Source organism: Aquimarina algiphila (genome assembly GCF_947494415.1).
Classification (GTDB): domain Bacteria; phylum Bacteroidota; class Bacteroidia; order Flavobacteriales; family Flavobacteriaceae; genus Aquimarina; species Aquimarina algiphila.
On record NZ_CANLVC010000005.1, the window covers coordinates 17,844 to 39,725 of the forward strand.

Consider the following 21,882-nt stretch of genomic DNA (forward strand, 5'->3'; position numbering starts at 1 on the left):
TTATTTCTTTAATAGTATTTTTGTCATTTTTTTAATTCGATCTTCGAGTTTTTCGCTGGATAGTTTTTCTCGAGATAAACGATCTGTGATGATAGGAAATGAGAATGGAGTAGGGTCTTCACATCGTTTCCAATCGATTTCTTGTTTTTCGATACGTTCTAATGCTATTTGTAACCTACCTTCTTCGAGTTGATGTTCAAAAGTTTCTGTAAAAGATTGCTTAAATAATAGATTGTCTGGTTCATCATCCCGAAACACATCAAAAAGTAATTGAGAACTTGATTGCAGATGTTTGCTTTTTAGTATTTTATCGGGGTATCCTGTAAATACCATTCCTGATATGACAGCGATATCTCTAAATTTACGCCTGGCCATTTCTGTGGCATTTAAGCTTTTTTGCAAATCCTGATGTAGGTGACTGGTGGTAAATAAATCATTATCGATCACCTGTTGCATATCGATTTCCTGATCAGAAAGGAGTTCGAATCCGTAATCGTTAAACGCTAAGGAAAAAGTGATAGGAGAGAGTAAACTAATGCGATAAGCAAGTAAACTTCCTAAAGCTTCATGTACAAAACGTCCTTCAAAAGGATAAAAAATAGCGTGATATCCTTCTCTGGTTTTAAAGGTTTCGATAAGAAACTGACCAGATCCGGGCACAATACTTTCCCTTTGTTGTCTCTCGAAAATATGGGATAGAGATCTTAATTCTTTCGATAACTTTTTCTTTCCATCTGATAAAGCATCATTAGGAAGAGCAACTTTGTAAAGTTCTTGTCTTAATAGTTCAGACATTTGTGAGGTGAGTGTTAATCTCCCGCCCATCCAACTAGGTACTTTTGAGGTTCTTTTACTGGATTTACGAACCAGAACCTGCATGCTTTTAATACGAACTAATTCTAGATTTCTGCCAGCAAAGGTAAAGACATCACCTGGAGTGAGTTTAGAGATAAAAAACTCTTCAATACTACCAATAAAACCACCTTTTAAGTATTTTACAGTAAGTACGGCATCACTAACAATAGTACCAATCTGTAATCGATGGCGCATTGCAATAGCTCTGTTATTAACTTTAAACAAACCATCTTCTTCAATCGTTACTTTTTTGTATTCGTCATAAGATTGCAAACTCTGACTTCCTATGGTAATAAAATTTAAAATCCATCTCCATTGATCAGAAGTCATGGCCTGATAGCAAAACGTACTTTTGATCTCTGGATATATTTCTTTAGGATAAAACCCATCAGAAACAGCAAGTGTCGTAAGGTATTGTACCAATACATCAAAACTATTAAGATAAGGTATACGATCTTCTACAGTATTTTGTTGCACTGCCTGCTGCAATGCAGAAGCTTCAACTAATTCTATTGCATGAGTTGGGAGGAAGTATATTACACTTGTTTTTCCAGGTTGATGACCACTTCGTCCGGCACGTTGTAAAAACCGAGCTACTCCTTTTGGACCACCTATCTGAATAATAGTCTCTACAGGAGCAAAATCTACTCCAAGATCAAGACTAGAGGTGCAGACTACAGCTTTTAAAGATTCATTGCGTATAGCTTGCTCTACCCAGAGTCTGGTTTCTTTATTAATACTACCATGATGCATAGCCATTTCTCCCGCAAATTCTGGATAGCGTTCTAATATTTTTTGAAACCAGATTTCGCATTGCGACCGTGTATTGGTAAATAATAATGTGGTTTTACTTTTTCTGATGATAGGAATTACTTGATCTAGTAAATGGATACCGAGATGACCTCTCCAGGGAAAAGTCTCCATTTGATCCGGAATAATACTTTGCACCTTGATTTTCTTTTTGATATTGGCTTTGATCAATACCGAATTTTCTAGTGCTTTAGAATTTGACCCTAATAATACTTCCTGCGCTTGCTCAAGGTTTCCAATAGTAGCCGATATCCCCCAGATTCTTAGTTGAGGTGCGATAGTTTTTAATCTGGATGTACCTAACTCAATTTGCACCCCTCGTTTAGTGCCGAGCAATTCATGCCATTCATCAATGATAATGGCAGAACAGTTTTTAAAGGTTTTATCGTACCCTTTTGATGCCAATAATAATTGTAAACTTTCTGGAGTAGTAATCAAAAGATCGGGCATAGTTCGTTTCTGTGCAGCGCGCTCTTTTTGAGTGGTATCTCCGGTTCGAATGCCAACAGTTAACTGAGTATTTAAATCTTTGGTTACACGTTCTGCTGCCTGTTTGATTTCTTGAGAAAGTGCGCGAAGCGGAGTAATCCATATCGCTTTAAGACCCTTTTTATGTTTAGTCTGGTAGTCAGGATTGTTTTTGATGTAATTAAGAACAATTGGAATCCATAATGCATATGTTTTACCACTTCCGGTAGGAGCATTAAGGAGTCCATGTTTTCCTTGAAGAAAAGCTTTCCATGCTTGTTTCTGAAACGGAAAGACTTTCCAGTTTTGTTGTAAAAACCAGGATTCACCGATATGAAAGAGCTCTTTCTGCGTCATTATTCACTACTGGTATTTGGAATTAAAGCTTTCAAATCTTCAAGGGTATTGGCTTCATCAATTTTCTTGTCTTGTCTCCACCTTAAGATTCTGGGGAAACGAGTTGCAATTCCGCTTTTATGTCTTTTAGAAATTGCAATACCTTCAAAAGCAATTTCAAAAACTAACTCGGCGGTTACACTTCGAACAGGGCCAAATCGTTCTAGCGTATTGGCTTTAATAAATGTATCGATTTTTTTGAATTCTGCATCTGTTAGTCCAGAATATGCTTTGGCAAAAGTAACCAGCTCGGTCTTGTCTTTATTCCAAAGCCCAAACGTATAATCGGTAAATAGATTTGATCGTCTACCATGTCCTCGCATTGCATAGGTTAAAACAGCATCAATCGTTAAAGGGTCAACTTTCCATTTCCACCAATTCCCTTTTTTTCGTCCAACCAGGTATGGAGCGTCTTTTCGTTTTAGCATCAATCCTTCAGAAGACACTTCACGAGATCGTTCTCGTTCTTTTGCTACATCATCCCAGCTGGTAAAAGATATTTTTTGAGATAATAAAAGTGGAGTTTTGTTCATGAATCCTTCAACGGGTTCAAGGTGGTTTATATTCTGATAAAGGTCTTCCAGAAGTGCTCTTCGTTCAGAAAATGGATGATTCCTGATGTCTTTTCCTTCCCATTCTAATAGGTCATAAGCCTTTAGGACCACCGGAGTTTTTTTTAGTAACGCTTTAGAAACTGTTTTTCTGCCAATTCGGGTTTGCAGGTCGTTAAAAGTTCCTATTTTTCCATCAGGAAAAGGAAGAATCTCTCCGTCCAAGACAGTTCCGTTGGGCAGTACATGTAAAAACTCTTGAAATTCGGGATATTTATCAGTAACGAGTTCTTCTCCACGACTCCACACAAAAATTTCATTTTCTCTTACAATAACCTGTGCTCGTATTCCGTCCCATTTATGTTCCACATACCAATCCTGAACATTTCCCAGGTCAGAAATACTATCTTCGATAGCATATGCGAGATAAAAAGGGTAGGGCTTGGACAAAAAATCGGTTGCTTTTTCCTGGATCACCAAATCGTGAAATGAAATTGTATTAGGGTCCCAGTTTCCCATAAGCTTATAGGCAAGAATGTCTTCATCGATGTTTACAGCTTTTGAGAGTGCTTTAGTCATAAGTTTTTGACTAACACCTATTCTAAATCCTCCTGTGATGAGTTTGGTAAATACAAAACGTTCATAATAATTCAAGGTTTTCCAATTTTCATGCAGATAGTATTGCTTTTGATCCTCACTTTGTTTTTTAAGAGCGATCATTTCCTGAAGAAACTGGGTTAGACTTTTTTCTGAATGTTCTGTTGAGGTGGGAATTACTAGTGCGATAGTTTCTGCCAAATCTCCAACAATATGATACGATTCTTCGAATAACCATAATGGGATATTTGCTAATTCTGAAGCCCATGTTCTAAGCAATGTTGTATTTACAGGACGTGGAGGACGACGATGAGATAGGATAGCAATAGTCCATACTTTGTCTTCATCAGGTGCATTTTCAAAATAAGAAGCTAATGCTGCTACTTTTGTATTGGTTTTATTAGTGCTGTCCAATGTTTTAATAAGATGAGCAAAGCGTTTCATTTTATAACCTCACTTCCTTTTTCTGTTTCTATTTCTGAAAGTTCCCCTTCATATTGTGTTTTTTCAGTACGTGCATCATATCCTATTTCTCTTAGATATCTAGAAAAAATATCAGTATATCCATGTGTGCTTATGATTTTAGAAGCTCCTGTTTCTCGTATTGCAGATAGTAATCCTTCCCAATCACAATGATCAGACAATACAAAACCTTTGTCGATAGCTCTTCTGCGTCTTGCCCCACGAAAAGCCATCCATCCACTAGCCGATGCTGTGACATAGGGGACCATTTTTTTTATCCATGTACCACCATGAACGCTAGGAGGTGCAATGATTATGTTACCAGAAAGTTCTTCTTTTTTGGTTTGATTCGTAATGAGCGTAGTGGTTGGCAGATCAACAATAGTACGTATAACTTCATTCATGTTTTCTACAGCACCATGTGTATATATTTTACCAATTGAAGAATCTAAATGTTGTATCAATCGTTGGGCTTTACCGAGTGAATACCCAAATAGGACAGAGGTTTTTCCTTCTGATTGATTTTGCGCCCACCACTCGTTAATGTCACTCATCACTTCTTGTTGTGGAATCCATTTAAAAGCAGGAAGCCCAAAAGTACATTCGGTGATAAAGGTATGACATTGTACAGGTTCAAAAGGAACAGATATGGAGTCATCTTCAATTTTGTAATCCCCTGTAAATACCCATACCTCGCCTTTGTGTTCTACCCGAATCTGAGAACTCCCAACAATATGCCCTGCAGGATGAAAACTAAACTTTACATTATTGATACTAAATATTTCTCCGTACGCTCTACCGGATACATTAATATCTCCTAATCGATGTTTGATAATGGGTATGTTAGTATGATGAGTAATATACTGTTTATGTCCCCAACGACTGTGATCAGAATGGCCATGTGTAATAATGGCTTTGTCTACGGGTTTCCATGGATCCAGATAGACATTGGCAGCAGCGCAATAAATGCCTTTATTAGTAAATTCTAAAAGTGGTTTTTTCATTGGATTGACCTTAAATCTTTTGTGAGGAACTCATTTTGACTTTTTCAATTGGCTAAAAATTAGCTTTTTTTACCCACTTTTTGTCTTTTTTTCCTTCCGTAGCTCTGCTATGTAACTTAAAAAAGTCTTCAATTGGGCACAAAAACCCTCAATTTTCGCTTTAATCCAAAAGTCAAAATGAGTTCAAGATATAAAGGTGATTTTATGAAAAATAATAAATGTTCTATCTATTAGAAAGTGTTTATGAAAATATTAGGAGTTGTTTATTATCTTTTTTTAAAACCAGCGTTTAAAAACCGATGCATGGTATTTTGAGTTACATAAAACAAGTGACATATTTATTAAGAATATATAAGCTTTCGTATCATATTTTATGGTTTTATGATAAAATATTAAAGTTTTAGAAATGGAATGTAAATGTATTTAAAATCAGTGCTTTATAGATTTTGTTAGAGGCCCCTTTTCATGGAATTGAACGTGCTATTCCTTGTCTCAATGATCGTATTGCAACTATATTTGGCTTCATAAATTGCCTATAAGCACGTTTCAAAAAATCTAAAATTTATTCTAAAAATACTTTTTACTTTGAAAACTCCTATTTCTCATATTGTCAAAAAATATCTGGATATTTCGGGATATCGTTTTAATATGGATGAATTAAATCTTCAGTTGTTAAGTCATCCTGATTTTCCTAATTTAATAGCAGTGATTGATCTTTTTAATCATTTAGGAATCGGTCATTATGCTTTAGAGTTAGAAAAAGAACTTTCGATACTATCAGAATTGCCAGAGCACTTTTTGGCACATATTGTAGACAAAAAAGGTCCACAATTAGCAATAATTACCAAAAAAGGAAACCAACTGATTTTAGAAACGGATAAGAAAGAAAAAAGAAACATTTCTAAAGAAGATTTTATCAAAATATGGTCTGGTATTACGATTTGTATACACCTTGAAGAAAAGAATATTGCAGAAAAAGGAGCCGGGAAAATAACTTCTTTCAATTCAATTACACAAATCATCACTTCTATTATTATTACATCGGTTTTTTTAATGTCTGGTGTAAGTATATTTCAACTTCTTTCTTTCAGTTTTTCTGTTATAGGGATCGCCATTAGTGTATTGATCATTCAGCAAGAGATAGGATATAACTCTACTGTTTTAGCCAAATTTTGTAATACTTCAGAAAAAACAAGTTGTGAGGCCACTATTAATTCTAAGGGAGCTTCATTGTTTGGTGTTTTAAAGCTAAGTGATATGGGAATTATTTATTTCTCATCTCAAATCTTATTATGGATATTCAATTCAATGAACACTGTGTCATTTGATACATTGATTGTTTTTACAAGTTATCTGAGCCTTCCTGTTGTTTTGTATTCTATTTTATACCAATGGATTGTGATCAAAAAATGGTGCCCTCTATGCCTTGGTGTTGTTGGTGTTTTGCTTGTTCAGTTTTTTAGTACATTTCTTTATTCATCATCTTTTTTGACCGAATTGTTATCCACATCTTTAAAAGAGGTATTAATGTTTTTAATGAGTATGTCTTTCGCTATTGTGGGATGGTTATTTGTAAAGCCATTATTAAAAAAAGGAAAAGAGTTATCTATTTTGAAAGTACAAAACCTGAAATTCAAACGTAATTTCAGTTTTTTTAAAGCTTCATTATTTAAGGAAGATCCAATACCTAATATCAACATTCATAATGAAATAATTCTGGGGAATCCAAATGCGCCAATAGAATTGACTTTGATTACCAACCCCTTATGTTCTTATTGTAAAAGTGCTCATGAAGGAGTCGAAAAAATCCTTGATGTATATTCTGAATCGGTTAAAGTACGTATTAGGTTCAGTGTTGATTTTAGTGATACAGAAGATAAGGCTACATTGATTTCTCATCATTTACTGCATTTATATCAACGAGAAGGAGAGAATAGATGTAGAATTGCCTTAAACGAAGTATATGCCTTGGATAATAGTGATAAAGAGAAATGGTCAGATAAGCAGTTGATTAATATAGACCAAAAAATTATAGAAATACTAGAACAACAAAAAACATGGGGTATTAATGAGAAAGTATACCTCACTCCCACATTATTGATTAATAATTATGTGTTTAATAGAGAGGAATACTCTATTGAGGATCTGATCTATTTCATAGAGGATTTACAAGAAGAAAATCATCTTCACTATGAATTAGTGTAACTATTTGATTACAAATTTCATACAATATTTTTCGCGCGTTGAATAGACATATATTCTGAATGTCTCTAAATGTTCAGATACAATTCTAATGTTTAAATTTTTAATAATGAAAAAAGTTAATGTAAATGATTTACTTAAAAAAGGAGCTAAGACACTCAATAGATCTGAGTTAAAGCGGGTATCTGGAGGAGAATTTCAGGAAACAACTTTCCCTGGTGGTGGAAATGCTGGTAATTGTGGAAGAATATGTAATCTTACTGCTTATGATTGCTATGATTCTGAATGTAATGTTTGCCGTCCTATGGGATTTGGTACTAACGCAGGTACATGTAGATCAGAATAGTAATAAAATAGTCTAGAAACGTATCATACTACATTAGCCCATACTTATAGATTTTATAAATATGGGCTATCTGTTTTTTTGCAACAAGATATAATCAGATAGATAGCTTGAAGTTATAATAGGGGGTATAAACTAACTTTACTTAGTACTTTTAAATTAAACCACACTGTCTGTTATTTGTTCTACAAGTACCAGAACAACCATTGTTTTTTGCTAAACTAGCACAATTATCTGATTGTTGATCTGTTGGACAAGTATCTGTATGACAAAGAGAATTTGAAAAATCTATAGGTATTTCAGTATCTCCTCCTTTTATTACAGAGAAGTTATTTCGATTAAGCTTTGTAATTTTAATTTTCTGTAAACTAAGTTTTTGTTTCCTTTTTTTGTGTGCCATTAATTTTTCCTTTTAAGTTCTGAACAAAGATATAAATTACATCAATCGATAATGCGGGTATTAGAAAAGTTATAATGCGTTTTCTGGGAAAAGGCACTTGTTGATTCCTGATTAACAACTAGTTAACTATTTTTCTTTTTCTAGTTGGTTGATGAAATATGAAGGATATACTCCAGTCTTTTGATAAAAAGCTTTTGAGAAAGCCCTGTCATTATTATAGCCTATTTCTCGAGCTATTGCTTTAATACTATATCGCCTGAATTTAGGATCATCTTTAAGGGTACGAATTACATAATCTACTCGTAATTCGTTAATGTATAAACTAAACCTTTTTTGTTTGTATTGATTAATGATTTTGGATAGGTATTTAGAATTTGTATTCAACTTTTTAGCTAATGTGGTAATAGTTATATTACGAGACAAAAAACCCTTTTTTTCTTCGAACTGTGTTAACTTTTCTAAAATTCCTTTGACAATATTTTCAGGGATATCAATGACTTTTGTTTCAGCTTTATTTTTGATCGAATCTAGAGAGTCTGCTGTTTCGACATCGTCTTCATTTTTTGGCTGCATAATTTCTTTATACCGTTTCTTGTATTGTGTATTTTTGTAATACATATAGGTAAAAAAAATGATGAGAACAATAATTAAAAATGCTGCAATACTGTATTTTAAGGTGGCTGTTTTTTCTTTTTGTTCTAAAACAGTAATGAGGTTCTGTTTTTCTTCTAATAATTGAGGTGTATCATATTCTTTGGTAATCTTTTTATTAAGGTTCTTATAGTTGCTATCCAGGATACTATCTATAGTAAATAATCTATTGATGTAGTGTAGTTGTGTATTCTTATCATCAATCGATTTATAATAGTTAATTAGCAATTCATATCCTTCTCGCATTTCTATGGATGTATAATTGAGATTCTCATAATACCAGTCAATTTTTTGTAAGGATTTTAGTGACATTTCTGTATCATCAAGCGCCTCATATATTTTGCTCAAATGCAGATACCCATCAACTATAAATCCCATATTGTGGGACTCGTATTTTTCGATATATGGAATAGATTTGTTGAGGCTATCTAATGATGCCTTATACTGTTTATTATTATATGAAATAATTCCTTCTGTTAAGACAAATAGATAATAAACAGAAAGATTATCTTTCATAGATTTTCTAATTCCTATTTTACTATAATATGCTGCCGAATCTATTGTATGGAGTTTTCTATAGGTATTCGCAAGTCCTAAAATCGTAATCAAATGCTTTCTTCCGTTGATGTTATTTTGATCTTCATAGATTACTATATCCTTATACATTTCCTTTGCTTCTTCATATTCTCCGATCTCATCTTTTAACCTTCCTATATTATGTTTTATATCATAAAAAAGGCTATTATTAACCTTATCAGTTAAGTTTAAAGCAACAAGGTAATCGTCTAATGCTTTGTTATAATTGCCAATTTGTTTGTATGCTCCTGCTCTACTGATATAGGAAACTGCTGGATATTTTTTATGTTTTAAGGAATTACTAATTGCAATAGAACTATCTAAATAAGTTATACGCTTATGTGAATTGTTAAAATGATTAAAAGATACCTGAAAATAGCCTTTTGCTAATCCTAGGGTGTCTTTTTCTCGTTTTGCTTTAGCAAGCAATACATTTGAAAAAAAGACAACTTTGATGGAGTCTCTGGAATATTTATCGATTAAGTCCTCAATATCATCAATTGTTTTTCCTTGTAAAGAGTCTGGGATCACAAATTTTTGGGAGTACCCAAAAACCGTAATTAACAAAAAAAAGATCGTTATTAAGATCTTTGATCTATCTTGTAAGTGAGTTCGCATGGGTTAAAAATATTGAAATAAATGAGGAATTCTAAATTTAGATAGTGATTAATAATTTTAGAATGATACGAAAAAAAGCATAATTATAAATTTTAAAAGGTGTATAGTTTAGTTATATTTGCGGCAAATTAAACAAAAGTACATGATGTCAATATCTGATTTATTTGATAGTGGATTTCAGAAGAGAAACCAGGACCATTTTGCGGCAATTGTTAAAGTAGCCATGACTGATGGGGTAATTACAGATGAAGAGAAGGCCTTTTTGGATAGATTAGCGAGGAGACTGGATATTTCTGATAATGATTACAAGGAAATTTTAAAGGATTATAATACACATCCGATTAACCCTCCAACAAGTTATGATAAAAGATTAGAGCGTTTATTTGACCTGGCAAAGATGGTATATGCTGATCATGTTAAAGGTGAAGGACAAGTGGTTTTATTAGAGAAACTGAGCATTGGTTTGGGTTTTAGATCAGAAAATGCAAAATATGTTGTTGATAAAGCTTTAATTCTTGTAAATCAGGGAGTCGATGGAGATACCTTTGCAGACGAGATTAAAAATATGAATCGATAATTTAGTATTCTTTTACGATGTAAAAAGGCTGCCTATTCGGCAGCCTTTTTTGCTATTTGCTTTATGATTTTATACATCAATTCTTCTTGTTCAAAAGGTTTTGCAATAAAATCATCCATTCCTGATCTAATACATTTATCTCTTGCGGTATCATTGGATTTTCCAGAAAAACCTATAATTGGAACCCCAGAAATAAACTTATCACCATAATTATTACGTATCATATGGGTGGCCTGGTATCCATCAATTTTTGAAACCGTTAAATCCATCAAAACCAGATCATATTTACGGCGCTCAATATAATTTATAGCCTGTTGGCCATTGATAGCAATATCAACAAAAAAATTGCCTTTAGAGATTAGTATTTTCATAATGAGATATTGAGTAATCTCTTCATCTTCTACTAATAACACTCTAAACTTATTTGAACTCTCTGGGAGTGTATATTTTTTCTTTTTTCTATTAGGAGCAGTTTTTGTGATTTCAAATTTAAAAGGTAATTTGACATTAAATGTCGTGCCTTTTTCGGGTTCACTAGTTACTTTTATTTCTCCATTGAGGAGATCAACTAGGTTTTTTACAATTGCAAGCCCTAAACCAGTTCCCGGAATTTGTTTGTCCTGATCAAATCGTGAGAAACGTTCAAACAGATGAGGTAAGTTTTCTTCATGGATTCCAATTCCTGTATCTTCAATTTTAAAAGTAAGGCTTAGTTTATTGGTACGCTGATAGTTTTTTGTGACCGATAAAGTAATTTTTCCTTCTTCAGTAAACTTAAAGGCATTGGTAAGGAGGTTGTTTATAATTTGATGTATTCTTGTTCTATCTCCAATCAGATATTCCTGAATGTTGGGATCAATATTAGTCTCAAAGACGATTTGTTTATCCTCTGCCATTTTAGAATAAGACTCACGAAATCCATCCATGATATCCTTAAAAGGAAAACGTTCTTCTACGATCTTTAATGTTCCTGATTCTATTTTAGAGAGATCAATCATATCATCAATAAGAGCGTTAAGATGTCGACTTTCTCTTTTTATAATTCTAGCAAGCTCTTCCTGTTCAAAAGTTAATTTTGTGGTTTCAAGTACCTCTACAAACCCTAATATACTCGTTAAAGGGGTTCTTATTTCATGATTAATATTAGCAATAAAACTATTTTTGAATTCTTCTTTTTCCAGAAGATATTTGTTTTTGAGTTCTAGTTCTTTGGCTAAAAGAATAGATTCGTTTTTTTGCTGTGCTATTTGATTTAAATCTTTGTATTTTGAAGTGTAATCAAAAAGAATAATGGTGATTTCCTCCTTTTCGAATGTTATAGTAATGTCACAGATTCTTTCTGAATCACTATCTTCTAAATGAATACAAGGAAAATTTAATGCAGTATGATTACTATAATCACTTTGTTCAAATTCTCTAAGAATCTCAAAAAAAGGATGAGCATCAAAAATAGAGGACTGCTTGGGCCAGTTAAAAAGGTTCTTGTCGGTTGCTTTGATGATTCCATCATAAGATACTTTGAGAACTTGTACTTGGGGGTTAAATTGCAATTCGTCTGCCATACTCACTTCGTTATTTCTTCAGCCAGGTCAGAAAAGAAATCCTGAACATTTTTATTCGTTTTTGCACTGGTTAAGCAATCGAAAGGTATATTGTTGGTTTTAAGATGTGCACTAATTTCTTTTTCATTAACCAAATCCAATTTATTACCTAATACTTTTGCTGGTACTTTGGTATAGTTTTCTTTTAGATATTCGAGATCTTTATTAATATTTATATAGGTTTCTTCCCTGGCAAGGTCAAAAACATAAATAAAAGCATGTGATCCTAGTAAATAAGATTTACGGGTATCTTCTACACTGTTAGAATGTCCTTCGGCATCCCAAATAATCATAGATAATTCTCTTCCGTCAGGCAATTGTACTATTTTTTTCTTAATCTGAACTCCAAGAGTTACTTTATATTCTTGTGAAAATTCATTGTCAATAAAACGTCTGAACAATGACGTTTTTCCGACACCAAAGTGTCCTAAAAGCACTACTTTTTTAGACAATTTCATCTGCAAAATGTTTTTTTAATTTTTTAGTAAAAAGGGTACTATCTTCTAAATCTTTACTAGAAATATAATTTTTGGCAAAATCTATAATTTGATCTTCCAAAACTTCCTTGAACATCATGTTATATGCTCCAGAAATTACCGCAGCTACATAATACGAATAAAAATTTTGAATATGTATAGTATATAATTCGTATTCTATTAATTCTAAGTTTTGATCACCTCCCTGAAAAGCATCTTCTACAAAACTTTTTATCGCGGTTAACATACCAGCGACCATTTCTTTATCAATAGTTCCATCAGATAGCGGACTATAGTCCGCCAGTAATATTCCAGAGTTTTTTTCGACCACAAACATTTGGATTAACCTTGGTTTTGCATAATCACTAATGGCAAGATCGCCTTCACTTACTCCCTGTACTTTTGCTTTGGTTCTACGAAACCAGTTTTTAAAAGAAAATGCTTGTTTGGTTTTTCTGGAGATATTTTCGCTAAGCAATTTCATTTCATGAGCAATGTATTTCTTTATCATTTTACCGATAATAGGAAACAAAGCTTCTACTACTGCGTCTTGAGAATTTTTAATTTCTTCTTTTAATGCTTCTGTGATGGTTGGTCCCAGAGTTTTTGGGATTTCTTGTACAAACTCCTCTAGTTTATCATCAATAATGGGATCAACTTTATGAGAAAGTTCTTTTTTCTGATGAACAATTTTGGTTAGTTCTTCTACTTTTTGAGCAATAGAGTCAGCAAATTCTTTTTCTTCGGTAAGAAGAAGTTCTTTAAGAATCTTAAGTTTATCCTGTTCCTCCATACTCTTGGATATCCTGGATTACTTTTGACTTATTTTCTCACCCAAAGAAATAAGAAGATCTCCCAATACTTTTTTATCAACCTTTTTAGCATCTAAGTGTTCTGCCCTTTCGGCAAGATTATCTTCTAATTCTGTAATTCTAATATTGATATCTGTGCTTAAATTATCTATAGCTTGATTAAGTTCTGCACGAGAATCCTCTATGAAGTTTTCGAGTTCTTTTTTCTTATTCGCAATGTCCTTTTTTACCTTTTCGAACTCTGAATTATAAGCTGCAATATTTTCTCCAAAAATCAGATTTTTTATTGCTTCTATTTTTGATGAAGGATCGTTATCAACTTTTTCTTCAATAGCTTTATTTTCTTTAGCCATTTGGTCGGTTTATTAGATTTTTGTTTTACACTATACGTAAAATTAACATAAAAACGCTAAAAACATAATGTTAATGGGTTATAATGTTAATTATATAAGGTTATCATCTTCTTTTAGGGAAGATTGTATGCTGTGTTTACTCTTAAAGTTTAGGGGATATGAATGGTATAGAATAGTATAAATATACAACTATTCCTTTACACATTGACAGTAAAAAAGTTTAATTTAGAGTTTTTAAACAAGCTCATAGAGACATAATAACTTATTCCATAAAAGATTCTACCTTTTCGACCATGTTTTTGCTACCGCAAATAAAAGGTGTACGCTCATGCAACTCGGTTGGTTTTATGTCCATAATTCGTCTATAGCCATCACTTGCTTTCCCTCCGGCTTGCTCAGTAATAAAAGCCATAGGGTTACATTCATATAATAAACGAAGTTTACCATTAGGCGATGTAGAGGTACTAGGGTACATATAGATTCCTCCTTTTATCATATTACGATGAATATCACTTACTAATGAACCAATATATCGAGAGGTGTAAGGACGATCTTCTTTTTCTTCTTGACAATATTTAATATAATCTTTAATACCTTGAGGGAAGTGAATATAATTACCTTCATTGACAGAATAAATAGTGCCGTCGTCAGGAAATCTCATATTAGGATGTGATAAATAATAGGTTCCTAATGCAGGATTTAAAGTAAATCCATTTACCCCATGCCCTGTTGTATACACAAGCATGGTTGATGTTCCATAAATAATATAGCCTGCAGCGACTTGTAAATTTCCTGGTTGTAAAAAATCTTCTAGAGTAACTGGTGTTCCTGTTGGAGTAACTCTTCTATATATAGAGAAAATAGTCCCTACAGAAACATTAACATCTATGTTAGAACTACCATCCAGAGGATCCATAAGAACTACATAATTGTTTCGATGGTCATTTTTTTGACCTTTTATTGTAATAAATTCATCATTTTCTTCAGAGGCAATACCACATACAATTTCTCTGTTAGTAAGAGTATTAATGAAAGTTTCATTCGCCAAAACATCAAGTTTTTGCTGATCTTCACCCTGGATATTGGTTTCTCCTGCAGCTCCTGTGATATCTACCAGACCAGCTTTATTTACCTCATGATTTACCATTTTTGCAGCTAATCTTATTGAATTAATCAAACGCGAAAGTTCTCCACTTGCATATGGAAAATCTTTTTGATTTTCAATAATAAATTCTCCTAAGGTTTGGTTTTTTCTTGTCATTTATGGTGAAATTTATTTGGTGCAAAAGTATTATTTTTTAAGTAACTATAACGTTTTCGTAAGTTTAAATTATCAAACCTCTTTAATAATTAGCAAAAGATATAATATAGCTGTATAAGATTAGAAAATTACTCAAAATCTAATACATATTTTATAGTTTTGATAAACTTTTCTTTTATGGACTATATAATTAGAGATGCCAGAGAACAAGATATGGCTCAAGTTCTTACTTTAATACAAGAGTTAGCGACTTTTGAGAAAGAACCAGATGCAGTAGAAGTTACTGTTGATGAACTGATTCGTGAAGGCTTTGCAGAGCATCCGCTTTTTCATTGTTTTGTTGCTGAAGTACAGGATAAGATTGTAGGAATAGCATTGGTGTATTATCGATTTTCTACCTGGAAAGGACGTTCTATTCACCTAGAGGATCTTATTGTAAGCGAATCTATGAGAGGTACTGGGCTGGGAAGTGCATTGTATGCCGAAGTATTAAAATATGCAAAATCAAAAGGAGTAAGAAGAGTAGAGTGGGTGGTGTTGGATTGGAATACGCATGCTATTGATTTTTATGAGAAAAGTGGAGCTAAACTTCTAAAAGATTGGTACCTGGTCCAAATGGATAAAGAAGGAGTTCATAATTTTGTAGCAGCATTATAATTATAGAAAAAACTGTAGATGAGAGTTTTTAAATTTGGAGGAGCATCTGTTAAAGATGCTAATGCGGTAAAGAATGTTCTTAAAGTATTAGAAGAAACTGGATATTCTAATCTGGTTATTGTGGTTTCTGCAATGGGTAAAACGACCAATGCTTTAGAGAAAATTGTAGCGTCTTATCTTAAAAAGGGTTCAGATCTTGACAGTTTGCTGGATCACATTAAAACATATCATCAAGAAATTGTACTACAACTTTTTGATAATGAACAGCATTCTGTTTTTAAAGATGTAGAGCAGTTGTTCGTAGATTTGGATACTACGCTCAAAAGAAATAAATCGACCCGGTATGATTATATCTATGATCAGATAGTAAGCTATGGAGAATTACTTGCTTCTACTATCCTAAGTAGGTATTTAAATTATAAGGGATATCAAAATAAATGGTTGGATGCTCGGGATGTTATCAAAACAGATAATGCTTATCGAGATGCAGAAATAGACTGGGAGGTAACAAAACAAAGCATACTTAAAGGAGTAAATAAAAAAGGACTTAGTGTTACTCAAGGATTTATCGGATCTGATGAGAATAATTTTACAACCACCTTAGGTAGAGAAGGAAGCGATTATACTGCAGGTATTTTTGCATATTGTCTAAATGCCGATAGTGTGAGTATATGGAAAGATGTTCCTGGTGTACTTAATGCAGACCCCCGGGTTTTTGATACTACACAATTGTTATCGCATATTTCTTATGAAGAGGCTATAGAACTTGCTTTTTACGGAGCTTCTGTAATACATCCTAAAACAATTCAACCTTTGCAACGAAAAGAAATTCCTTTATACGTTAAATCGTTTTTACATCCACAAAACCAAGGAACTTCTGTGAAAAAAGGACAACCATTAGATCCACATCTTCCTTGTTATATCGTAAAGAAAAATCAAATCTTGCTTTCACTCTCGTCATTAGATTTTTCATTTATTGTAGAAGATAACATTAGTGAGATTTTTAGTCTTTTTCATCAATATCATATTAAAGTAGATTTGATCCAGAATTCGGCAATTAGTTTTTCTGTGTGCCTGGACGATAAGTTTAATAATTTTGAATCCCTTTTAAGTAAACTTAAAGCAAAATTTAGAGTTACTTATAATACAGATGTATCCTTATTTACCATTAGGCATTTTACAAATGAGGCGATTACAACTTTAGAAAAGGAGAAAGACATTCTGTTAAAACAGATCACCAGAGAAACCTATCAAATGGTTACTAGGTATTAACAGCGTCAATTGAAGGATTTTGCTATATTTGCAGTTAGCGCAAATTGTATTTAATGCCCATAGTCACAGCAAGACAAGTAGCCACAGGGCTAAAATTAGATAAACTCGGTTTTATAGGTACCTTTATTGGTTGGGTACTTCTTAAGGTTACCCGAATATCAAAAATAAATCGCCAGTACGATTCACTTAGCCATTTAGAAGGTGTAGAATACATAAGTAAGACATTAGACTTATATGGAGTTACTTTTGAAATCCCAGAAGAAGATTTAAAACGACTGCCAAAAGATGGCGCTTTTATAACATTATCAAATCACCCTTTAGGAGGTATTGATGGTGGGTTGTTGCTTAAATTAATGTTAACACATCGGTCTGATTATAAGATTATTGGTAATTTTTTGCTACATAGTTTTGAGCCTTTACAACCTTATGTGATGCCGGTAAATCCATTTGAAGATAGGAAAGAAGCTAAGTCAAGTCTTAAAGGAATCAAAGATGCAATTTTACATCTTAAAGAAGGAAAGCCTCTTGGAATTTTTCCGGCAGGAGAGGTGTCTACAATTAAAGAAGGAAAGAATTATGTTGATAAAGCATGGGAACCAAGTGCAATGCGTTTGGTTCATAAAGCAAAAGTACCTGTAATACCAATATATTTTCACGGTCGTAATAGCAGACTTTTTTATCGTTTAGCTTCGATTAGCAGTACACTTAGAACAGCTAAATTGCCGAGTGAGCTTTTTTCGCAAGAAAATAGAGTGATCAAAGTACGTATTGGTAATCCGGTTTCTGTAAAAGATCAGGAAGAACATACGAACCTGGAAGATTTTACCAGTTTTTTACGAAAGAAAACCTACATGTTAGCAAATCCTTTCGAGAAAAAAACACTGCGTGAATCTATTCCGCAAAATCTGAAATTACCAAAGTCTCCTAAGGAAATTGCAGGTGAAGGTAATATTAATATTATAGAATCTGAGTTACAGTACTGTAGAGATCATGATAAGCGATTATTGATTAGTAAAAATTATGAAGTTTTTCTGGCCAAGAAGAAATACATTCCAAACGTAGTTCATGAGATAGGTAGATTGCGAGAAATCACATTTAGAGAAATAGGAGAAGGAACCAATAATTCTCTGGATTTGGATCCTTTTGATGAGTATTATCACCATATGTTTTTATGGGATAACGGCGCAAAAAAAATGGTTGGTGCCTATCGTATGGGTATGGGGTCTGAGATTTATGCTAACCGTGGTATTGACGGATTTTATTTGCAAGATTTATTTCGATTTGAACCAGAGTTGCATAAAATGATGAATGAGTCTATCGAGATGGGTAGAGCTTTCATCATTAAAGAATATCAACAACGCCCAATGCCATTGTTTTTATTATGGAAAGGGATCGTACATTGTACCCTGCGTTTTCCAGAGCATAAATATCTTATTGGCGGAGTGAGTATCAGTAATAAGTTCAGTAATTTCACAAAATCTCTAATGATTGAGTTTATGAAATCTCATTATTACGATCCTTATGTTGCACAATATGTGAGACCAAAGAAAGAATTTAAGGTAAAACTCAAGGACGCAGATAAAGATTTTGTTTTTGATGAAAGTAAAAGTGATTTAAATAAATTTGATAAAATTATTGATGAAGTAGAACCAGGAAGTCTTCGTATTCCGGTTTTAATTAAGAAGTATATCAAACAAAACGCAAAAGTAGTAGCTTTTAATGTAGATCCATTATTTAATAATGCGGTAGATGGCCTAATGTATATTCGTATTGCAGACTTGCCAGACAGTACAGTAAAACCAGTTATGGAAGAGTTTCAGGCCGAACTGGAGAAGAAATACTTTAAGAACGGAGATAAGTAATTAAAAAACAATAGAAAACCTCATAGTATCCAACTCTAAGGCACTATGAGGTTTTTAATATATAAAAGACTTTCTAGGATACCGTTTCTAATATGTTTTTTTCTACGAAATCTTTACAGTATTCTTTAATTTGATTTCGGGTCTTTGTAAAAGCAGCATGAATTTCCTCTTCTGTGCCTTCTACTTTGGATGGATCAAAGAAATTGTAATGTAGCCGTTCTGCTTTCCCGGGAAAAAAGGGACATCTTTCTTTGGCGTTATCGCATACGGTAAGGATGAACTCAAATTTTGTGTCCAAATACTCATTAAGATTATTAGAAGTGTGATTTGAGATGTCTATACCATCTTCTTTCATTATTGCTATTGCTTTTGGGTTTACTCCATGAGTTTCTACTCCGGCACTATAGATAGTGGCTTTACCCTTTGCAAAATGTTTAAGATATCCTTCTGCCATTTGACTTCTGCAGGAGTTTCCTGTACATAATACTAAAATGTTTTTCATTGTTGTCATTTTTAATGATTTTCTCACTGTATTGATATAGCTAAGTAAGAAGATCTGTGGTGTTTTGTGGTTATATAATTATTTTACTTCTGCGTTCTAAAATGGTATTATCATACCAGGTTGTATCCAGTTTTGCTATTTTTTCTCTGTATCCTATTTCTCTAAATCCTAAAGATTTATGTAAAGCAATACTAGCCTTATTTATACTAAAAACCCCAGCTTGTAATGTCCAGAATCCTGCTTGTTCGCTTTCTGCAATTAACCTGGATAAAAGTAATGTACCTATTCCTAATCTTCTGTATTTTGAGGTTATATAAATGCTAACTTCTGCCACACCTTTATATACTTCTCGTTTTGAAACAGGAGCTAATGCTGCCCAACCTGCAACAGAATTTTTGACCATAGCTTTAATTCTACACGATGTAAAATGAGAGGCATCCCATTGTTCCCAGGTTGGTAATTGAGTCTCAAAAGTAGCTATCCCTGTATCGATTCCTTCTTTGTAAATTTCAGAAATTACGGACCAGTCTTTTTGAGTAAAATATTCTATTTGGATACTTTCACTCATTAGCAACATCCGCTACCAGGAGCACAAGAAGTTGCTTCTGCTTCACTAGTTTCTGGAACTCCACAAGTTTCTTTAGCCTTGCAGTCAGTAGGGTCTACAGCAAGCTTAACGATGAGTTGCCCTTCTTTAATCTCGGTACTTGTAATGTGCAGTTGTGCAGTATGGAATCTTGAATTTCCATATTCTATTTTTACTGTGGCATCCATTTCATAGGCTTTCATTTCACCTACTTTTCTTAATATTCCCAAAGCTTTGTATGCACTCATATAATTAGGTTTTCCTAATTCACTGGGACTTTCCCAAAGTTGGATTATAGTTTCTTTCCAGGAGTCAGTACCTGCTCCACAGTCGACTGCATCTATAGTAATGTGTTTAACTTCTGTGATATGATAGTTAGTACCTACCAGCATTCCTGGGCTATATTCAAATAACAATGATTTATCTTGGTGCTCTGCCAATACGGTTATAAAGTCTGATGTATTCATATTTTTATAATTAATTAGATTTAACAACAATTCATTTTTGTGGTATTAAAAAATGAATTAAGATTTTTTTGTAGGGTATTCCATCGATCAATATCAATACAATAGCACATACTTTTACCTTCAATTTCACCTTTAAGCAATCCTATACTTTTTAATTCTTTTAGATGTTGAGATATAGTTGCTTGAGCTAAACCTATTTCTTCCACCAAATCATTGCAAATGCAAGCATTTTGTTTGCTTATATATTGAAGAATAGCTATACGAGCAGGATGACCAAGTATTTTGAATAGTTGTGCTAACTCATTTTGTCGCTGATCAAATATTTGTGTCTTGGTTATTCCCATAGCATTGATATTATTATATCGCAATATTACGATAATAAAATGAAATAAAAAAACCGGAAAATTATTTTCCGGTTTTTTTAACAATGATTATATTTTAGAACCAAGGTTTTCTTCCTACCTGATAGGTTTGATAAAATTCATCATCAGATTTAGTAAGGTAAATAATACCTTCTATTAATCCAATGAAAGAACCAATACCACAGGTAACAAAAGTGATAACAATCTGTATTATTCCTTCTTTAGTATATCCAAGGTAGAATTTATGAATACCTAAAGATCCAATAATAATTGCAAGAATTCCAGCTATCATTTTCTTGTTTTCTTCAGAATTGATAACTTCTTTTGCTCCATCGGCAAAATCATTAGCTGCATCTTTTACAGTTTCTGCTGCTTCTTCGGCACCTTTCTTTATATCGTCGCCTAAGTTGTTGTTTTCTTCGCTCATAATTGTTTAAAAATGATTAATTTATTTGGAGAAAATTACAAAAAATATTGACTAAACATCAGAAGATCACGAATAATATTTATACTATTGGTTTTTGTTATATAACCTTGCTTGAGTATCATAAATTTTGATAATTGGTATTTATTGCTATATTTGATAAAACAACTTTGAATAAAAAACAAATACTAACCCTCTAAATTTTAAAACTATGATATGGGGAATCTCATTAATCGTATTAAGTATTCTTGCAGTACCATCGTTATTATTATCTAAAAAACCAAACGCTAAAGAGCTTTTAGAAAAAATCGAACCATATCAAGGCTGGATTGGGCTTGTGTTCTGTTTTTGGGGCATATGGGGAATTATTTCTGCCATTTTAAGCATAGGATTGCTTGGATCATTTCCGATTTGGTGGATAACTTGGCTTGCAGGAAATGTTGTTTCTGCAATATTAGGATTTATGCTTGGATTTGGACTAATAAGTAAATATTTTTTATCTAAAAGTGAAGAAGCGAAGGAAAAAGCAAACCAGCTTCGAGAGAAATTGGCTCCAAAACTTGGTAAACTAGGAATTTTAGGACTCATAGTTGGCGGCTGGATGATAGTAGCTTCCCTTTTGTTTGCAGGATAATATTATTTTGTCAAGATTATAATAAGTATAGAATAAAGGTATATTCTATATATTTAAATTAAATATGAAAAGGTTGGCCGTAAAGCCAACCTTTTTTATTAAA

Annotated in this window: 22 protein-coding genes; 7 read left to right on the top strand and 15 right to left on the bottom strand. The window is 32.9% G+C overall.

The window, feature by feature from the left end; genetic code table 11:
* Genes PQF96_RS09060 through PQF96_RS09070 form a run of 3 tightly spaced genes read right to left on the bottom strand, consistent with a single transcriptional unit; the run spans position 1 to position 5,143 of the window.
* Positions 1-2,490, bottom strand: coding sequence for a ligase-associated DNA damage response DEXH box helicase (locus PQF96_RS09060; protein WP_271765833.1), 2,490 nt, complete (start codon positions 2,488-2,490; stop codon positions 1-3).
* Positions 2,490-4,121: an ATP-dependent DNA ligase gene (locus tag PQF96_RS09065; protein WP_271765835.1), complete on the bottom strand. Its 1,632-nt coding sequence runs from the start codon at positions 4,119-4,121 to the stop codon at positions 2,490-2,492. Before PQF96_RS09065 ends, PQF96_RS09060 begins: the two co-directional genes overlap by 1 nt.
* The gene (locus PQF96_RS09070) at positions 4,118-5,143 is read right to left on the bottom strand and encodes a ligase-associated DNA damage response exonuclease (protein ID WP_271765836.1); all 1,026 of its coding nucleotides are present in this window, start codon (positions 5,141-5,143) and stop codon (positions 4,118-4,120) included. The genes PQF96_RS09065 and PQF96_RS09070 overlap by 4 nt, the downstream gene beginning before the upstream one ends.
* Before the next feature lie 585 nt (positions 5,144-5,728).
* Here PQF96_RS09070 and PQF96_RS09075 point away from each other — a divergent pair.
* Both PQF96_RS09075 and PQF96_RS09080 read left to right on the top strand, forming a co-directional pair.
* Complete coding sequence (locus PQF96_RS09075) at positions 5,729-7,348, top strand: vitamin K epoxide reductase family protein (RefSeq protein WP_271765838.1); 1,620 nt, start codon at positions 5,729-5,731, stop codon at positions 7,346-7,348.
* 106 nt (positions 7,349-7,454) lie between these two features.
* On the top strand, positions 7,455-7,691 hold the full coding sequence (locus PQF96_RS09080) for a hypothetical protein (protein ID WP_271765839.1): 237 nt from the start codon (positions 7,455-7,457) through the stop codon (positions 7,689-7,691).
* 151 nt (positions 7,692-7,842) lie between these two features.
* On the opposite strand, the gene PQF96_RS09085 is transcribed toward PQF96_RS09080, so the two are convergent.
* Positions 7,843-8,088, bottom strand: coding sequence for a hypothetical protein (locus tag PQF96_RS09085; protein WP_271765841.1), 246 nt, complete (start codon positions 8,086-8,088; stop codon positions 7,843-7,845).
* A 126-nt stretch (positions 8,089-8,214) separates the two neighbouring features.
* Positions 8,215-9,933 (bottom strand): AraC family transcriptional regulator, encoded by a 1,719-nt coding sequence (locus tag PQF96_RS09090; RefSeq protein WP_271765843.1) that lies wholly within the window; start codon positions 9,931-9,933, stop codon positions 8,215-8,217.
* Positions 9,934-10,078: 145 nt separating this feature from the next.
* On the opposite strand from PQF96_RS09090, the gene PQF96_RS09095 reads away from it, so the two are divergent.
* The gene (locus PQF96_RS09095) at positions 10,079-10,510 is read left to right on the top strand and encodes a tellurite resistance TerB family protein (protein WP_109435874.1); all 432 of its coding nucleotides are present in this window, start codon (positions 10,079-10,081) and stop codon (positions 10,508-10,510) included.
* 32 nt (positions 10,511-10,542) lie between these two features.
* On the opposite strand, the gene PQF96_RS09100 is transcribed toward PQF96_RS09095, so the two are convergent.
* The 5 genes from PQF96_RS09100 to fbp form a co-directional block, all read right to left on the bottom strand.
* Positions 10,543-12,072 (bottom strand): ATP-binding response regulator, encoded by a 1,530-nt coding sequence (locus PQF96_RS09100; RefSeq protein WP_271765844.1) that lies wholly within the window; start codon positions 12,070-12,072, stop codon positions 10,543-10,545.
* A gap of 2 nt (positions 12,073-12,074) precedes the next feature.
* Positions 12,075-12,569: a Rab family GTPase gene (locus PQF96_RS09105; RefSeq protein WP_109435872.1), complete on the bottom strand. Its 495-nt coding sequence runs from the start codon at positions 12,567-12,569 to the stop codon at positions 12,075-12,077.
* Positions 12,556-13,380: a cell envelope biogenesis protein OmpA gene (locus PQF96_RS09110; RefSeq protein ID WP_109435871.1), complete on the bottom strand. Its 825-nt coding sequence runs from the start codon at positions 13,378-13,380 to the stop codon at positions 12,556-12,558. The genes PQF96_RS09105 and PQF96_RS09110 overlap by 14 nt, the downstream gene beginning before the upstream one ends.
* A gap of 18 nt (positions 13,381-13,398) precedes the next feature.
* Positions 13,399-13,752: a fructose 1,6-bisphosphatase gene (locus PQF96_RS09115; RefSeq protein WP_109435870.1), complete on the bottom strand. Its 354-nt coding sequence runs from the start codon at positions 13,750-13,752 to the stop codon at positions 13,399-13,401.
* Positions 13,753-14,014: 262 nt separating this feature from the next.
* Positions 14,015-15,013 (bottom strand): class 1 fructose-bisphosphatase, encoded by a 999-nt coding sequence (gene fbp / locus PQF96_RS09120; protein ID WP_109435869.1) that lies wholly within the window; start codon positions 15,011-15,013, stop codon positions 14,015-14,017.
* A 177-nt stretch (positions 15,014-15,190) separates the two neighbouring features.
* Here fbp and PQF96_RS09125 point away from each other — a divergent pair, with 177 nt between their 5' ends.
* From PQF96_RS09125 to PQF96_RS09135, 3 genes are read left to right on the top strand one after another with little or no spacing between them, the layout of a single operon-like run.
* Positions 15,191-15,670, top strand: coding sequence for a GNAT family N-acetyltransferase (locus PQF96_RS09125; RefSeq protein ID WP_109435868.1), 480 nt, complete (start codon positions 15,191-15,193; stop codon positions 15,668-15,670).
* An 18-nt stretch (positions 15,671-15,688) separates the two neighbouring features.
* The gene (locus tag PQF96_RS09130) at positions 15,689-16,942 is read left to right on the top strand and encodes an aspartate kinase (RefSeq protein WP_109435867.1); all 1,254 of its coding nucleotides are present in this window, start codon (positions 15,689-15,691) and stop codon (positions 16,940-16,942) included.
* Between the two features lie 53 nt (positions 16,943-16,995).
* Positions 16,996-18,804 carry a GNAT family N-acyltransferase gene (locus PQF96_RS09135; RefSeq protein WP_109435866.1) on the top strand — a complete coding sequence of 603 codons (1,809 nt, stop codon included), beginning with the start codon at positions 16,996-16,998 and terminating at the stop codon, positions 18,802-18,804.
* Positions 18,805-18,877: 73 nt separating this feature from the next.
* Here the strand turns inward: PQF96_RS09135 and PQF96_RS09140 are convergent, their stop codons facing one another.
* The 5 genes from PQF96_RS09140 to PQF96_RS09160 all read right to left on the bottom strand — a co-directional run bounded on the left by PQF96_RS09140 (position 18,878) and on the right by PQF96_RS09160 (position 21,148).
* The gene (locus PQF96_RS09140) at positions 18,878-19,306 is read right to left on the bottom strand and encodes an arsenate reductase ArsC (RefSeq protein WP_109435925.1); all 429 of its coding nucleotides are present in this window, start codon (positions 19,304-19,306) and stop codon (positions 18,878-18,880) included.
* Between the two features lie 70 nt (positions 19,307-19,376).
* Positions 19,377-19,874 carry a GNAT family N-acetyltransferase gene (locus PQF96_RS09145; protein WP_143917073.1) on the bottom strand — a complete coding sequence of 166 codons (498 nt, stop codon included), beginning with the start codon at positions 19,872-19,874 and terminating at the stop codon, positions 19,377-19,379.
* The gene (locus PQF96_RS09150; protein ID WP_271765845.1) at positions 19,874-20,359 is read right to left on the bottom strand and encodes a DUF6428 family protein; all 486 of its coding nucleotides are present in this window, start codon (positions 20,357-20,359) and stop codon (positions 19,874-19,876) included. The genes PQF96_RS09145 and PQF96_RS09150 overlap by 1 nt, the downstream gene beginning before the upstream one ends.
* A gap of 20 nt (positions 20,360-20,379) precedes the next feature.
* Positions 20,380-20,703 carry an ArsR/SmtB family transcription factor gene (locus PQF96_RS09155; protein ID WP_109435864.1) on the bottom strand — a complete coding sequence of 108 codons (324 nt, stop codon included), beginning with the start codon at positions 20,701-20,703 and terminating at the stop codon, positions 20,380-20,382.
* Between the two features lie 94 nt (positions 20,704-20,797).
* Complete coding sequence (locus PQF96_RS09160; protein WP_109435863.1) at positions 20,798-21,148, bottom strand: TM2 domain-containing protein; 351 nt, start codon at positions 21,146-21,148, stop codon at positions 20,798-20,800.
* Between the two features lie 208 nt (positions 21,149-21,356).
* Between PQF96_RS09160 and PQF96_RS09165 the strand changes: the two genes are divergently transcribed.
* Entirely contained in the window at positions 21,357-21,779 is a 423-nt protein-coding gene (locus PQF96_RS09165) for a hypothetical protein (protein WP_109435862.1), read from the top strand.
* The last annotated feature ends 103 nt before the right edge of the window (positions 21,780-21,882 follow it).